The following is a 12,376-nucleotide window of genomic DNA, read 5'->3' as shown; positions in this document are numbered from 1 at the left end:
CTTTCTTTGTCTAAAGGCCGAGCGCGGCCTTCGCGATGAGTGTCAGTTGTATCTCGCTGGTGCCGCCGAAGATCGACCAGGCGCGAGCGTTGAGATAGCGGGCCGCTGCGACCTGCGCCTGCGCCGAACCAATCGGAGCGGGCATGTCGTCGCCATAAAAGGGGCGCTCGACGGGCAGTTGCAGGCCGGCGAGGCCAAAGGCATCGACCGCCAGCGCCTCCACACCCTGCCGGATTTCGGATGCCAGCAGCTTGGTGATCAGGCTGCGCGGGTCCGGCGCGGCGCCCTGCTCGATCTCGATGAGCGTCCGTAGCTCGGTCATCTCGAGCGCTTCGGCCTCCAGTTGAAGCCGGACGGCGCGGTCCGCCAGTTCGCCGGTCAGCGGCCCCGCCGACATCCGCAAACGGGCAAGATCGGCCAGCAGCGCCGGCGCGAAGCTGGACCCGCCCCGTTCATTCTCCAGCAGAAACTTGGCGATCGACCAGCCCTGCCCTTCCTCGCCGACGCGCTCCGACACCGGCACCCGCACCTCGTCGAGGAAGACCTCGTTCAACTCGTGATCGCCCGATGCGCTGAGGATCGGCTTGACCGTCACGCCCGGCAGGGTCATGTCGATCAGCAGAAAGCTGATGCCCTGTTGCGGCTTCACCTCGGCATCGGTGCGGACCAGCGCGAACAGCCGGTTGGCGTACTGGGCCTGCGTCGTCCAGATCTTGTGGCCGGACACGATATAATGGTCGCCATGGCGGACGGCGCGGGTGCGCAGGCTCGCAAGGTCGGAGCCGGAGCCGGGTTCCGAAAAGCCTTGCGCCCATATATGCTCGGCCGTGCGCAGGCGCGGGAGGTAATGGTCCTTCTGCGCCTGGGTGCCGAATGTGTACAGCACCGGCCCCACCAGCTTCAGCCCCATGCCGGGCAGGATCGGAGCGCCTGCCTCCGCACATTCCTTTTCGAAAATCCAGCGCTGGACAGGCGTCCATCCTGGCCCGCCCGCATGGGGCGGCCAGTGGTAGACGAGCCATCCCTTCGCCTCCAGGATCGCCTGCCATTGGCGCGCGATGTCAGGTTCGGCGAAGACACCGGATGTCAGCGCGGCCCCGCGCCGCAGCGCGGGGGAGAGCGACAAGGCCAGGAAATCGCGCACCTCCTCACGGAATGCGCGCTGCTCCCTGCTAAGCGCGAGGTCCATGGCGTCAGCGCTCCACGATCGCGACAGCAGAGACGCCCGGCGCGCCATAGACATGGCTGTAGCCGAGGCGCAGCTTGCCCGGCACCTGTCGCGCACCCGCCTGCCCGATCAACTGGACATAATTCTCATAGACCTGGCGTAGCCCCGAAGCCCCGATCGGCTCGCCGCAGGCAAGGCATCCGCCATCGGTGTTGACCGGCAAGGTGCCGTCGATCCGCGTGCGTCCCTCGGCAATCCACGCCGTCTGCTCGCCATCCGCGCAGAAGCCGTTTTCGGCCATGTGCATGATCTCCGCCCCGACCTCCGTGTCCTGGAGTTGCGCTATGTCGATGTCCTCGGGACCGACGCCCGCCATTTCATAGGCTGCCTGGGAAGCGAGGCCGGTTGGCGAGCCGCCACGATCGAGATCAAGCGCTGGCGAGAAGACCTCGAATGAACCGGTCGGGCGGGTGCGGACCGCTGCAGCCCGCAGCCGCACCGCCGGCAGGCCGAGTTCGCGCGCTTTCCGGCCGCTCGCCAGCAACAGCGCCACCGCCCCCTCCCCCGGCGAGCAGAACATGAATTTGGTGAGCGGATCGCTGACCATCTGGGATTGGAGGATTGTATCGATATCGACCGCTTCGCGCCGCCAGGCGTGATCGGCGAGAACGCCGTTGGCGAACGCCTTCTCCGCGACCGCGCCCAGCGTGTGCGGCGTGATGCCGTGCAGGCTCATGTAGCGCTGGATCTTCATGGCGAAGAACTGGGTGGTCAGCATCAGCCCGGTCTCGCCATACCAGGCCGGCAGCCCCCAGTCCGCCGGCAGGGGCGAGAAGGAGCCGCGTGGATGCTTGTCGAAACCGACGGCCAGGCCCAGGTCGAACTCGCCGGACTTGATCGTGCTGCAGGCGCCGAACATGGCCGAGCCGCCGGTCGCGCACCCATTGGCGACGTTGATGAAGGGAATGCCGGTAAGCCCCAATTCCGACACCATGGTATCCGCATTCCCGGCGGCATCCGATCCGCCGAACGCGAACTGAACATCGCGCCATTCAAGCCCCGCGCGTTCGAGCGCCTGGCGGACGGCGAAGACGCCCTGCTGAAGGCCCGAAAGGGCAGGCGTGCGGCCGAAAGGATGAATTCCCGCACCGACGATGAAGACGTCTTCGCTCATATGCCAGCGCCCCTGTCCGGCGCGAAGCCAAAGCTGGTGCGCAGCGAGCCATCCGCCAGCAGGAAGGGCAGCGGCACGATCCGCATCGCCATGCCGATGTCCAGATCATCGAACGCCGCATCGACCAGACGCCCTTCGACGATCAGCGCCCCATCCAGCTCGACATAGCCGACCGCATAGGGTTCGAACGCGTCCGGGCCAGCATAAGGCGGCGACTTGGGGCGGAAGCGCTGAACGGTCCACGACCATAGTCGGCCTGTCCGCGGCAGCACGACGCGGTCGTAGCGCGCATCGCTTTCCGGTCGCGCCGGGAAGCAGATCCGGCTGGTCGCGCGCTCACGGGAGGCGAGCAGCGCGATGCCGCCGCTGTCGGAGCAGACAAGGTCATCGGCGATCGGAACGGGCAGGGTGTCGGGCACGGCATATCTCCTTGGAGAGACATAGCGCCCGACCATTCGGTCGGCTTCTGACCAATGCGACAGGAGCTAGAGCGATTTCCAAGCGATCGCAACCGATCGCTGGTTAAGAAATCGCGGAAAACAAGGAAACCAGAGCGGCGATCTGATTCAATCAGATCGAAATCCGCTCTAGTTTATCATTCCAAGAAAGCCGAGCTGCGCCGCCTTGAACATCGTCTGGTCGCGGTTGACGGCGTCCAGCTTCACCGAAGCCGATCGTATGTGGAAGCGCACCGTGGTGCGTTGCAGACCGAGGATGATGCCGATTTCCTCATTCGTCTTTCCAGCAGCCGCCCAACGCAGACACTCCACCTCGCGCTTGGTCAGCGATATACTGCCCAAGCCGGGACGCGCCCGCGCGGTCACCTTGACGTAGCTTTGCACGAAGGCCCGCGCCAGCACGGCCAGCGCGTCCGCGGCGCAGGAATACGCATCGGAAAGGTCGTTGGCCTCTGGCTCTGGCGAGAGGAAACTGGCCGCGCCGATCTGGCCGAACGGCAGGTGGATGGGAACCACGATCGCGGCCGCCGTCATCGCCCGGATGCGGAAATCATGCAGGTCGATCACATCGAGCAGCGGGTTTGGCAAGCGGGTGCGAAAGCCATGCGCGTTGCACCAGAACGGCTCCGCCTCCACCCGGCAGGCGTGAACGATCGGTGAGGAAAGGGCGAGCTGAGGCACCTCCCACCACCGCGCCTCCTCGCCGCGAAAGCCAAAGACCTCGCTGGCGAGCACGGCACCGTTTCCATCGCGCATCGGTTCGCGGGAGGCCACATTATGCGTGACCGCCGTGCGCAGCCCGCAAAGGTCCATCACCGCATCCCGCAGCCGCTCTGCCGACGCTCCTATGCCTCCCGGCTCTGAAAAGCGGACGGCTTCGATCAAGGCAGTTGAGGGCATGGAGCAGGAATGGTCGGTAGCGGGCATGGTCAGCGCCCCTTCAGGCTCAACCCCTCGAAAAAGGGTTGGCAGATCGCATCGGCGACGTCCTCGGGCGATCTGCGCTTCGCCAGGGGGGGGTACCATTTATAGGCCCAGTTGCACATGCCGAGGAAACCGAGCGTGGTGAGCCCTGGGTCGCATTGCCGGAAATGGCCGTTCGCGATCCCCTGCTCGATGATGCCGCGCACCCGTTGCAGATAGGCATTGCGCTGCGCGCGGATATGGTCGCGCATCTTGCCTTCCAGATCTTCATAATGGTCCATGAACGCCCGGACATAACCCGGATGCTCCGCAATCTGGCGCAGGATGTCGATGCATGCCGCGCGCAGGCGCCCGAGCGGATCGTCCGATCCCCCCTCCTCGTCCAGGCCGGCGAGCAGGGCGCTCATATGGGCATCGTGCATCGCGAAGAGGATGGCGTTCTTGCTCGGGAAATAATGGTAGAGCGTCGGCTTGCCAAGGCCAACCTCATCCGCCAGCATCTGCATCGACGCCTTGTGATATCCCACCCGGTCGAACAGCGTCGCGCAATGTCTCAATATCTCGTTGCGCTTTTCGTCATGCGCCTCGGTCGTCTGCCGTTTCTTTGCTGCTTGTCGCGCCATTGCCGGCCCTGTTCCCTGTCTGCGTCCTACCTCTCACAAAGGTAAGTCGACCGTCTGGTCGGTTCCCCCTAGGGATAGGGCTGGATGACAAGAATGCAAGCGCGAGGGAGCGGACTATGCAAGTTGAGGGCAAGACAGCGCTGGTCACCGGGGCAAGTTCGGGTCTGGGCCGACATTTCGCGCGCCTGCTGGCGCGCGAAGGGGCGAGAGTCGTGGTAGCGGCGCGCCGACTCGACGCGCTCTCCGCGCTGGCCGATGAGATTGGTGGGCAGGGCGGCACATGCATCCCCGTCGCCATGGACGTGACCGATCCGGAAGCGGTCGCGACAGCCTTCCGGCAGATCGAGCGCGAGTTTGCGGGATCTCTCTCGATCCTCGTCAACAATGCAGGCGTGGCCCAGACCCGTGCGGCGCTCGACCTCGATGCCTCCGAATGGGCGCAGGTGATCCAGCCCAATCTGACCGGTGCCTTCCTCGTCGCCCAGCAGGCGGCGCGGATGATGCGGCATGGCGGCGGGACGATCGTCAACGTCGCCTCGATCCTGGGAGAGCGCGTGTCCAAGGGACTGGCGGCCTATGCCGCCAGCAAGGCCGGCCTCATCCAGTTGACGAAGGCGCTCGCCCTGGAATGGGCGCCGCTCGACATCCGGGTCAACGCGCTCGCACCCGGCTATATCGAAACCGACCTCAACCGCGACTTTTTCGCATCCGACGCAGGTCAGCGCCTCATCTCGCGCATCCCGCAGAAGCGACTCGGCCAGGTGCATGACCTGGACGGGCCGCTCCTGCTGCTGTGCTCCGACCAGTCGCGCTACATGACCGGCGCGGTCATTGCGGTGGATGGCGGGCATCTCGTCAGCGGCCTTTGACGACAGGCGGCCCTTATGCGTCCATGGCGGTCGCGCCGACGACCCAGGCGGACAGGCCCGCGGTCGGCACTGCGCAGATTACCGCTTCGGCCACGGCTTCCTCGCTGGCTCCGGCGGCTCGCGCGCCCTTGACGTGAACCGACGCCCAGGCGCTGTAGTCGGCGACAAGGACGGTCACGAGCAGCAGCTCCGCATATACAGGCCCCAGCGCCGTCCCCGACAAGGTCCCCTCGCGCATGAGATAATAGGCGTCGGCGCCTAGGGGCTTGACCTCGAACAGCTTGCCCAGGGAAGGCGGCATGGCGCCGAAATATTGCAGGAAATTCGCCTCCGCGGCACCATCTTCCACGACCACGTCGTCGTCAGGCCAGTCGGGATCGGCAGCTTCCGGATAGATCTCCCGGAAAAGATCATGGAAGCGCAGCGACGCCCCCTCCCCACGCACGCTTGCGAGGATTGCGACCGCCGCGCCGGCCTCCGCTTCGGTGAGACCGGCCGACCGGGCCTCGGCCAGTTCCCGCGTCGCAAGTTCCCGATAGCCCTTTATCGTGGCGGCGCAGGCGACGAACAACCTCTTGATCCGCGCCGGGACCGCCCCGTCCGAATCGATGATCATGCGCCAGCGGCGGAATCCCGCGATGGTCTTCGGTGCGTCGCGACGCAAGCGGCCAAGACTGGCGAGCGGGGGCAGAAGGTCAGTCATCGTCTCTCCGTTAATGCATGGACCGTCCGGTCGGTTGAATATGGCTATGCCGCTTCGCGATCGCGGTCAACTTCTGATAAGGAGTTGACGTCCGACCGGACGGTCGACTAAATCGCACCCTTGTACAAGGGTCGATCCCGGATCGGCCGATGCGAGAGGAGCATGCCTGGATGAAGGACTTCAAGGGCAGGACGGCCGTCATCACGGGGGCCGGCAGCGGCATCGGCGCGGCGCTCGCGCATCTCGCCGCAGGCGAGGGCATGAACCTGGTCCTCGCCGACATCAATCTTGCCGACCTGGAGGCGGTGGCCGGCACCATCGAAAGTCCGGCGATCGCGCTGCACAGAACCGATGTGGCCGATCCGGATGCGGTGCAGGCTCTGGCCGACCTTGCATGGTCGCGCTTTGGCGACGTATCCCTGCTGTGCAACAATGCCGGCGTCGTCCCCGGCGGCCGCCACCGGCACGTCTGGGAATATGCGCTGGAGGACTGGCGCTGGGCCTTCGGCGTCAACATGGATGGCGTGGTCAACGGCATCCGCAGCTTCGTGCCCAGGATGCTGGCGGAGGGACGGCCGGGACATATTCTCAATACCGCGTCCGTGGCCGGCTTCGTGAGCGGCGAAGGCTCCGCCGTATATGGCGCGTCAAAGCATGCCGTCGTCCGCATCACTGAAGCGCTCTATGCCGGTCTGCGTGAGCGGAACGCCCCGATCGGCGTCACGATGCTGTGCCCCGGCCTGGTCGCGACCCGCATTTACGAGGCTGAACGATCCCGGCCCGCACATTTGCGATCGGGCGACGGCCAACCGGCGGAAGCCACGGAGTTGCAGTCGATTTCGGACAATCTGTTCCAGAATGCCCCGTCGCCTGAGGAGGTTGCCGCCCAGGCGTTCGAGGGCATCCGCCAGGATCAGTTTTATGTCTTTACCTCGGCGCGGTACGATCAGGTGATCGCGCGGCGGACGCAGGCCATCCTTGCCCGGGAAAATCCCGTGTTCGACAGCCTGATTTCGCTCAGCAAGGGCAAGGCTGACGCAGAAGGGCAAAGAGCGTGAGCAGGCTTCAGGCGCGGATCGCGCTCATCACCGGCGCTGCTTCGGGCATCGGGCTCGCCACCGCCCGGCGCTTCGCGGCGGAGGGCGCGACGCTCATACTGGCGGACCGCAACGGCGACGCGCTGTCGAATGCACGCGAATCGCTGCCGGGCGCCGGGCATGAGTTCGTCATCATGGACGTCACCGAAGAGCAGGCATGGGCCGCGCTGGCAGATCGGGTTGCAGCACGGTCCGGCACGCTTGACATCCTCGTGAACAATGCCGGGTTCGGCAAGTTCACGTCGATCGCGGACACGACGCTGGCGCAGTGGCGGTCGATCATCGCCGTCAATCTCGACAGTGTCTTTCTGGGGACAAAATATATGATGCCATTCCTCGCCGCCTCCGGCCGTGGCGCGATCATCAACATGTCCTCCATCCGGGGCATCGTGGCTGGCGCCGGCACCGGATCCTACAGCGCGGCCAAGGGCGGCGTCCGTTTGTTCACCAAGGCGACCGCACTTGAATGCGCCGCGGCCGGCAATGGCGTGCGCGCGAACTCCGTCCACCCCGGTCACATCGCGACACCGCTGACCGCACCTGCCTATGCCGATGCGGAAATCGCCCGGACCCTGCTGGCGGATGTCCCGCTCGGACGCATCGGACAGGCGGAGGAGATCGCGGATGGCATCCTTTTCCTGGCAAGCGATGAATCCCGTTACATGACCGGGGCCGAACTCGTGATCGATGGGGGGAGCACCGCGCAATGACCGATCGGGCAACTGCCATCGCGTCGAAGGTGGAAGCCTTCGTCCGGAACGTGGTCATTCCCTACGAAAGGGACAGTCGTCTCGGCTTCCATGGGCCGGAAGATGCGCTCGCCTGGGAACTGCGCGCAAAGGCACGCGAGGCAGGCGTGCTGACCCCGCATGTCCTGCACGACGGATCGCATCTGACGCAGCGGGAGACGGCCATCGTCCTCATGAGGACGGGGCTGTCGCCGCTCGGCCCCCTCGCCTGCAACACCGCCGCTCCCGATGAGGGCAACATGTATCTGCTCGGGAAGGTCGGCAACGCCGGGCAGAAGGCCCGATTTCTCGATCCGCTGGTGAGGGGCGAGGCGCGCTCCGCCTTCTTCATGACCGAGCCTGCCGAAACCGGGGGCGCGGGATCCGATCCGTCGATGATGCAGACGACCTGCCGTCGCGACGGCGACCATTGGATCATCAACGGCCGCAAGAAGTTCATCACCGGGGCGGAAGGCGCGCGCGTGGGCATCGTCATGGCCGGGTCGGACGACGGCGCCTGCATGTTCCTCGTCGACCTGCCCGATCCCGCGATCCGGACGGTGCGCGTGATCGACACGATCGACAGTTCCATGCCCGGCGGGCACGCGGAGGTCGACATCGTCGATCTGCGCGTTCCGGCGGACCAGATGCTGGGCGCGAGCGGAGAAGGTTTCGCCTATGCGCAGATACGCCTCAGCCCTGCCCGCCTGTCCCACTGCATGCGCTGGCTCGGCCTGGCAATGCGCGCACAGGAAATCGCAACCGATTATGCCTGTCGTCGCCACGCCTTCGGCAAGCCGCTGGTCGATCATGAGGGCGTCGGCTTCATGCTGGCGGACAACCTCATCGACCTGAAACAGGCCGAACGCATGATCGACTGGTGCGCAGATGTTCTCGACACAGGTTCGCTCGGCACGGCGGAAAGCTCCATGGCGAAGGTCGCGGTGTCGGATGCGCTGTTCCGTGTCGCCGACCGCTGCGTCCAGGTGATGGGCGGCACCGGCGTGTCCGGCGACACCATCGTCGAGCAGGCCTTCCGGGAAATCCGCGCCTTCCGCATCTACGACGGTCCGACCGAGGTTCATAAATGGAGCCTGGCCAAGAAGATCAAGCGCGACTGGAAGGCGGCGCAGGGATGAGCGCTGGACGATGGATGCCGGCCATGCGGCCGATGCTGGCCCTCTTGCCGCTCCTCCTGTCGACCGCTGGACATGCCCAGCCAGCGAACTTCGCAGCGCCCGAGGCCGCTACTTCGCAAGCCGGTTATGGCGAGGACCTGCTGCCCAGGGACGAGAAGGATCGCGCCGCCCTGATTCGGAGCGTCGCGTTCGACGCGACCATCTATGGCATGGCTGCCTATCTGCACTATGAGCAACTCTATCGGCAGGCGTTCGATCGAAGTTCGAGCAATTACACCGGATTCAACCGCTTTGCGCATGAGAGGAACCTTGCGGGGCCGGACTATGCAACCTTCAAGGTGCCCAATACGGACACGCTTTACTCCACGGCCTGGGTAGACCTGAGCAAGGGCCCGGTCGAAATCGACATCCCGGCCACGCAGCTCAAATATTTCACGCTCAATATTTTCGACATTTTCGGCAATCCCAGCAATCTCAGCAATCGTACCATCGGCGTCAAAGGCGGCCGGTTCCTGCTGGTGCCGCGCGGCTGGCGCGGAAACCCGCCCGCCGGGGTCACGGTCTATCCGGCCGCCACGACCCAGCTCTGGATCCTCATGCGCGCCTTCGCCCAGTCCGACGCCGAGGTCCGGACTGCTCGTGCTTTTCAGGATGCGGTCCGGATCATCGCTCCGGAAGAGGAAGGGACGGTGAGCTCTCATGGCGACGTATCGTCACCACCACCACCCGCCGCTGGCGCTATCGGCTATCTCCGCGCGCTCGACTATGTGCTTCGGGCCAATGGCTGGCAGCCGGGCGAGGAAGCGCTCGTGTCGCGCTTCCGACCGCTCGGCATAATGGGCGACCGCCCGTTCGATCCCGACAGGCTTACCCCTGCCACGCGAGCCGCGATCGAAAGCGGTTACTCGGACGCGATGGCTATGCTCACACGCGCCAAGTCGCAATTGGGCGAACCCACCGGCACTGGCTGGATGAAGGTCAACAAGGGCGTCTACGGGTTCAATTATCTGCGCCGTTCCGTCATCAACATGGCAGGCCTCGGCGCGAATGTGCGGGAGGAAAATGCGTCCTACACGACGTTCGCGGACGGCAAGGGTGCTGCGCTGGACGGCGCGTCGTCCCGCTACATGCTCCGGCTGCAAACGCCTCCGCCCGTCAACAGCTTCTGGTCCGTCACCCTCTACGACGCGAAGACCTTCGCTCTCCACCCCAATCCGCTCCACCGCTATCTGGTGAGCGATCGGACAAAGGGCCTGAAGGTACAGAAGGATGGGTCGATCGAAATCCGCATCCAGCGCGCCGCATCATCTGATGGAAACTGGCTTCCCGCACCGGCGGGACCATTTTTCGTCGTGATCCGCGCCTATGGACCGAAGCCCGACATGCTGAACGGCCAATGGCTGCCCCCGCCCATTTCAAGGGATGGCGACGCCCGATGAACGCCCTGGTCGAAGACAATAGCGGTACGGCGACCGTCCGTCCCGGCTATGAGCTGGATTTGGGCGCGCTGGACGCCTGGATGCGCGCCAATGTCGCCGATTATGGCGGGCCGCTCCGGATCGAGCAGTTCAGGGGCGGGCAATCCAATCCGACCTACAAGCTGATCACGCCGGGCAAGGCCTATGTCCTGCGCAAGCAACCACCCGGCCCCTTGCTCAAGGGTGCCCATGCGCTCGACCGCGAGGCGAAGGTGCTCGCTGGCCTGTCGCGAGCGGGCTTCCCGGTCGCCGCCGTCCATGGCCTGTGCACCGATCCCGCCATCATCGGCACGATCTTCTACGTCATGGACATGGTGGAGGGCCGCATCTTCTGGGATGCCGCGCTTCCCGATATGTCCCCCGCGGAAAGGGCAGCGCTCTTCGACGCCATGAACGCGACGATCGCCGATCTCCACAGCATCGACTACGCGGCTGCCGGCCTTGCAGACTATGGCCGGCCAGGAAATTATTTCGAACGACAGATTGCGCGCTGGTCGCGCCAATATCTTGAGGACGCACAGGCGGGGCGCGATCCCTGCATGGACCGGCTGGTGGAATGGCTCCCCGCACACATCCCGCCGGGGGAGGAAACGAGCATCGTCCATGGCGATTTCCGCATCGACAATCTGATCTTCCACCCGACGCAGCCGCGCGTGCTGGCCGTGCTGGACTGGGAGCTCTCGACGCTGGGCCATCCGGGTGCCGACTTCGCCTATCACGCGATGATGTATCGGATGCCGCCGCACATCGTCGCCGGCCTCGGCGGGAGCGACCCCGCTGCGCTCGGCATAGCCGATGAAGAGGCCTATCTCGCCACCTATTGCCGGCGCAGGGGGTTGGCGGACATGCCGGGTTACGACTTCTATATTGCCTTCAACTTCTTTCGGCTCGCGGCCATCTTCCATGGCATCAAGGGCCGGGTCATCCGCGGCAACGCTTCGTCCGCGCAGGCGCGCGAGCGCGTTGCGGTGCTCCCGGAACTCATGCGTCTCGCATGGCAGCAGGCGGAAAGGGCGGGCGCCCGATGAGCAGCCCGGCCATCACGCTCACTGTCGAGGATGGCATCGCCTGGCTGACGCTGGCGCGCCCCGAAAAGCGCAATTCGGTCGATCCCGAATTCGCATTGCGCCTTCATGAACTGGCGGAGCGATGCGCGGCGGACCAGGACATACGCTGCGTCGTGCTCACCGGAAGCGGCAAATTCTTTTGCGTGGGTGGCGACATCGATGCCTTCTCCGCCGCCGGGGAGGATGCCGAAGCGGCGGTCGGCGCCCTCGCACGCAGCTTCCACGCCGGCATCCATCGACTCGCCACGATGGAAAAACCTCTCGTCACGGCTATCAACGGCCCCGCCGCCGGCGCTGGGCTCAGCCTTGCGATATTGGGGGATATTGCGCTCTCGGCCGCCTCCGCGCATTTCACTTCGGCCTATAGCGCTGTCGGGCTGACACCGGATGGCGGCGCATCATGGTGGTTGCCGCGCCTGATCGGGATGCGGCGAGCGCAGGAGATGCTGTTCACCAATCGACGGGTCGGGGCGGAGGAAGCGGCAGGCATGGGCCTTGTGACACGCGTGGTCGCCGACGATGCGCTCCGTGCCGAGGCATCGACCGTAGCATCGGCGCTGGCAAAGGGGCCGATCCGCGCACTCGCCAGATGTCGCGCCTTGCTGATGGGGTCCGTCATCGCCGACCTTCCCACCCAGCTGGATCGCGAAGCCGCCTGGATTGCGGCGTCTGCCGGGGCGTCCGAAGGGCGGGAAGGAGTCGCCGCTTTCCTGGCGAAGCGACCGCCGCGTTTCGTGGCTGTGAGTTGATGGGAAAAAGCGCGCAGTCCGTATCGGCCGCCTGCGAGATTCCGGCCTGACTGCGGTCAGCGTGTGACCATCGATACGACGCTCCAGAGCAACACCAACGCCGCCGCCATCATGATCGGCGAAAAGGCGTCGGACCTGATCCTGGCCGACGCCTGATCAGCGGATAACAAGGATCGGGCCGCGGCAGCCCGCGATACCG

The 12,376-nt window shown here is 65.3% G+C and carries 13 protein-coding genes; 7 read left to right on the top strand and 6 right to left on the bottom strand.

The window, feature by feature from the left end; translation table 11 throughout:
* Positions 1-10: 10 nt before the first annotated feature.
* The 5 genes from MRBLMC3_RS20485 to MRBLMC3_RS20465 all read right to left on the bottom strand — a co-directional run bounded on the left by MRBLMC3_RS20485 (position 11) and on the right by MRBLMC3_RS20465 (position 4,347).
* Positions 11-1,189, bottom strand: coding sequence for an acyl-CoA dehydrogenase family protein (locus MRBLMC3_RS20485; protein WP_363831898.1), 1,179 nt, complete (start codon positions 1,187-1,189; stop codon positions 11-13).
* Between the two features lie 4 nt (positions 1,190-1,193).
* The gene (locus MRBLMC3_RS20480) at positions 1,194-2,342 is read right to left on the bottom strand and encodes a thiolase family protein (protein WP_363831895.1); all 1,149 of its coding nucleotides are present in this window, start codon (positions 2,340-2,342) and stop codon (positions 1,194-1,196) included.
* Positions 2,339-2,761: a Zn-ribbon domain-containing OB-fold protein gene (locus MRBLMC3_RS20475; RefSeq protein WP_363831893.1), complete on the bottom strand. Its 423-nt coding sequence runs from the start codon at positions 2,759-2,761 to the stop codon at positions 2,339-2,341. Before MRBLMC3_RS20475 ends, MRBLMC3_RS20480 begins: the two co-directional genes overlap by 4 nt.
* Before the next feature lie 168 nt (positions 2,762-2,929).
* Positions 2,930-3,727 (bottom strand): helix-turn-helix transcriptional regulator, encoded by a 798-nt coding sequence (locus tag MRBLMC3_RS20470; RefSeq protein ID WP_363737863.1) that lies wholly within the window; start codon positions 3,725-3,727, stop codon positions 2,930-2,932.
* Between the two features lie 2 nt (positions 3,728-3,729).
* Positions 3,730-4,347 (bottom strand): TetR/AcrR family transcriptional regulator, encoded by a 618-nt coding sequence (locus MRBLMC3_RS20465; RefSeq protein WP_133653197.1) that lies wholly within the window; start codon positions 4,345-4,347, stop codon positions 3,730-3,732.
* Positions 4,348-4,463: 116 nt separating this feature from the next.
* Here MRBLMC3_RS20465 and MRBLMC3_RS20460 point away from each other — a divergent pair, with 116 nt between their 5' ends.
* Positions 4,464-5,216: an SDR family NAD(P)-dependent oxidoreductase gene (locus MRBLMC3_RS20460; protein WP_363831890.1), complete on the top strand. Its 753-nt coding sequence runs from the start codon at positions 4,464-4,466 to the stop codon at positions 5,214-5,216.
* Between the two features lie 13 nt (positions 5,217-5,229).
* On the opposite strand, the gene MRBLMC3_RS20455 is transcribed toward MRBLMC3_RS20460, so the two are convergent.
* Complete coding sequence (locus MRBLMC3_RS20455; protein ID WP_363831888.1) at positions 5,230-5,919, bottom strand: carboxymuconolactone decarboxylase family protein; 690 nt, start codon at positions 5,917-5,919, stop codon at positions 5,230-5,232.
* 170 nt (positions 5,920-6,089) lie between these two features.
* Here MRBLMC3_RS20455 and MRBLMC3_RS20450 point away from each other — a divergent pair, with 170 nt between their 5' ends.
* The 6 genes from MRBLMC3_RS20450 to MRBLMC3_RS20425 are packed head-to-tail and all read left to right on the top strand — an operon-like array spanning position 6,090 to position 12,177.
* Positions 6,090-6,977, top strand: coding sequence for an SDR family NAD(P)-dependent oxidoreductase (locus MRBLMC3_RS20450; RefSeq protein WP_363831885.1), 888 nt, complete (start codon positions 6,090-6,092; stop codon positions 6,975-6,977).
* Positions 6,974-7,726 carry an SDR family NAD(P)-dependent oxidoreductase gene (locus MRBLMC3_RS20445; protein ID WP_363737855.1) on the top strand — a complete coding sequence of 251 codons (753 nt, stop codon included), beginning with the start codon at positions 6,974-6,976 and terminating at the stop codon, positions 7,724-7,726. The genes MRBLMC3_RS20450 and MRBLMC3_RS20445 overlap by 4 nt, the downstream gene beginning before the upstream one ends.
* Entirely contained in the window at positions 7,723-8,883 is a 1,161-nt protein-coding gene (locus tag MRBLMC3_RS20440) for an acyl-CoA dehydrogenase family protein (RefSeq protein WP_363831882.1), read from the top strand. Before MRBLMC3_RS20445 ends, MRBLMC3_RS20440 begins: the two co-directional genes overlap by 4 nt.
* The gene (locus MRBLMC3_RS20435; RefSeq protein ID WP_363831879.1) at positions 8,880-10,322 is read left to right on the top strand and encodes a DUF1254 domain-containing protein; all 1,443 of its coding nucleotides are present in this window, start codon (positions 8,880-8,882) and stop codon (positions 10,320-10,322) included. Before MRBLMC3_RS20440 ends, MRBLMC3_RS20435 begins: the two co-directional genes overlap by 4 nt.
* Positions 10,319-11,389: a phosphotransferase family protein gene (locus MRBLMC3_RS20430; protein ID WP_363831876.1), complete on the top strand. Its 1,071-nt coding sequence runs from the start codon at positions 10,319-10,321 to the stop codon at positions 11,387-11,389. The genes MRBLMC3_RS20435 and MRBLMC3_RS20430 overlap by 4 nt, the downstream gene beginning before the upstream one ends.
* Positions 11,386-12,177 carry an enoyl-CoA hydratase/isomerase family protein gene (locus MRBLMC3_RS20425; RefSeq protein WP_363737847.1) on the top strand — a complete coding sequence of 264 codons (792 nt, stop codon included), beginning with the start codon at positions 11,386-11,388 and terminating at the stop codon, positions 12,175-12,177. The genes MRBLMC3_RS20430 and MRBLMC3_RS20425 overlap by 4 nt, the downstream gene beginning before the upstream one ends.
* The last annotated feature ends 199 nt before the right edge of the window (positions 12,178-12,376 follow it).

The sequence above is a fragment of the Sphingobium sp. LMC3-1-1.1 genome, assembly GCF_040676285.1.
Classification (GTDB): Bacteria; Pseudomonadota; Alphaproteobacteria; order Sphingomonadales; family Sphingomonadaceae; genus Sphingobium.
This window is presented reverse-complemented; position numbering and strand designations above follow the sequence as displayed.

Excerpts from the sequence above, each read along its gene's own strand:
- MRBLMC3_RS20455 (WP_363831888.1), bottom strand. The coding sequence starts at position 5,919 with ATGACTGACCTTCTGCCCCCGCTCGCCAGTCTTGGCCGCTTGCGTCGC.
- MRBLMC3_RS20485 (WP_363831898.1), bottom strand. The coding sequence starts at position 1,189 with ATGGACCTCGCGCTTAGCAGGGAGCAGCGCGCATTCCGTGAGGAGGTG.
- MRBLMC3_RS20440 (WP_363831882.1), top strand. The coding sequence starts at position 7,723 with ATGACCGATCGGGCAACTGCCATCGCGTCGAAGGTGGAAGCCTTCGTC.
- MRBLMC3_RS20430 (WP_363831876.1), top strand. The coding sequence starts at position 10,319 with ATGAACGCCCTGGTCGAAGACAATAGCGGTACGGCGACCGTCCGTCCC.
- MRBLMC3_RS20465 (WP_133653197.1), bottom strand. The coding sequence starts at position 4,347 with ATGGCGCGACAAGCAGCAAAGAAACGGCAGACGACCGAGGCGCATGAC.
- MRBLMC3_RS20435 (WP_363831879.1), top strand. The coding sequence starts at position 8,880 with ATGAGCGCTGGACGATGGATGCCGGCCATGCGGCCGATGCTGGCCCTC.
- MRBLMC3_RS20470 (WP_363737863.1), bottom strand. The coding sequence starts at position 3,727 with ATGCCCGCTACCGACCATTCCTGCTCCATGCCCTCAACTGCCTTGATC.
- MRBLMC3_RS20425 (WP_363737847.1), top strand. The coding sequence starts at position 11,386 with ATGAGCAGCCCGGCCATCACGCTCACTGTCGAGGATGGCATCGCCTGG.
- MRBLMC3_RS20460 (WP_363831890.1), top strand. The coding sequence starts at position 4,464 with ATGCAAGTTGAGGGCAAGACAGCGCTGGTCACCGGGGCAAGTTCGGGT.
- MRBLMC3_RS20450 (WP_363831885.1), top strand. The coding sequence starts at position 6,090 with ATGAAGGACTTCAAGGGCAGGACGGCCGTCATCACGGGGGCCGGCAGC.
- MRBLMC3_RS20480 (WP_363831895.1), bottom strand. The coding sequence starts at position 2,342 with ATGAGCGAAGACGTCTTCATCGTCGGTGCGGGAATTCATCCTTTCGGC.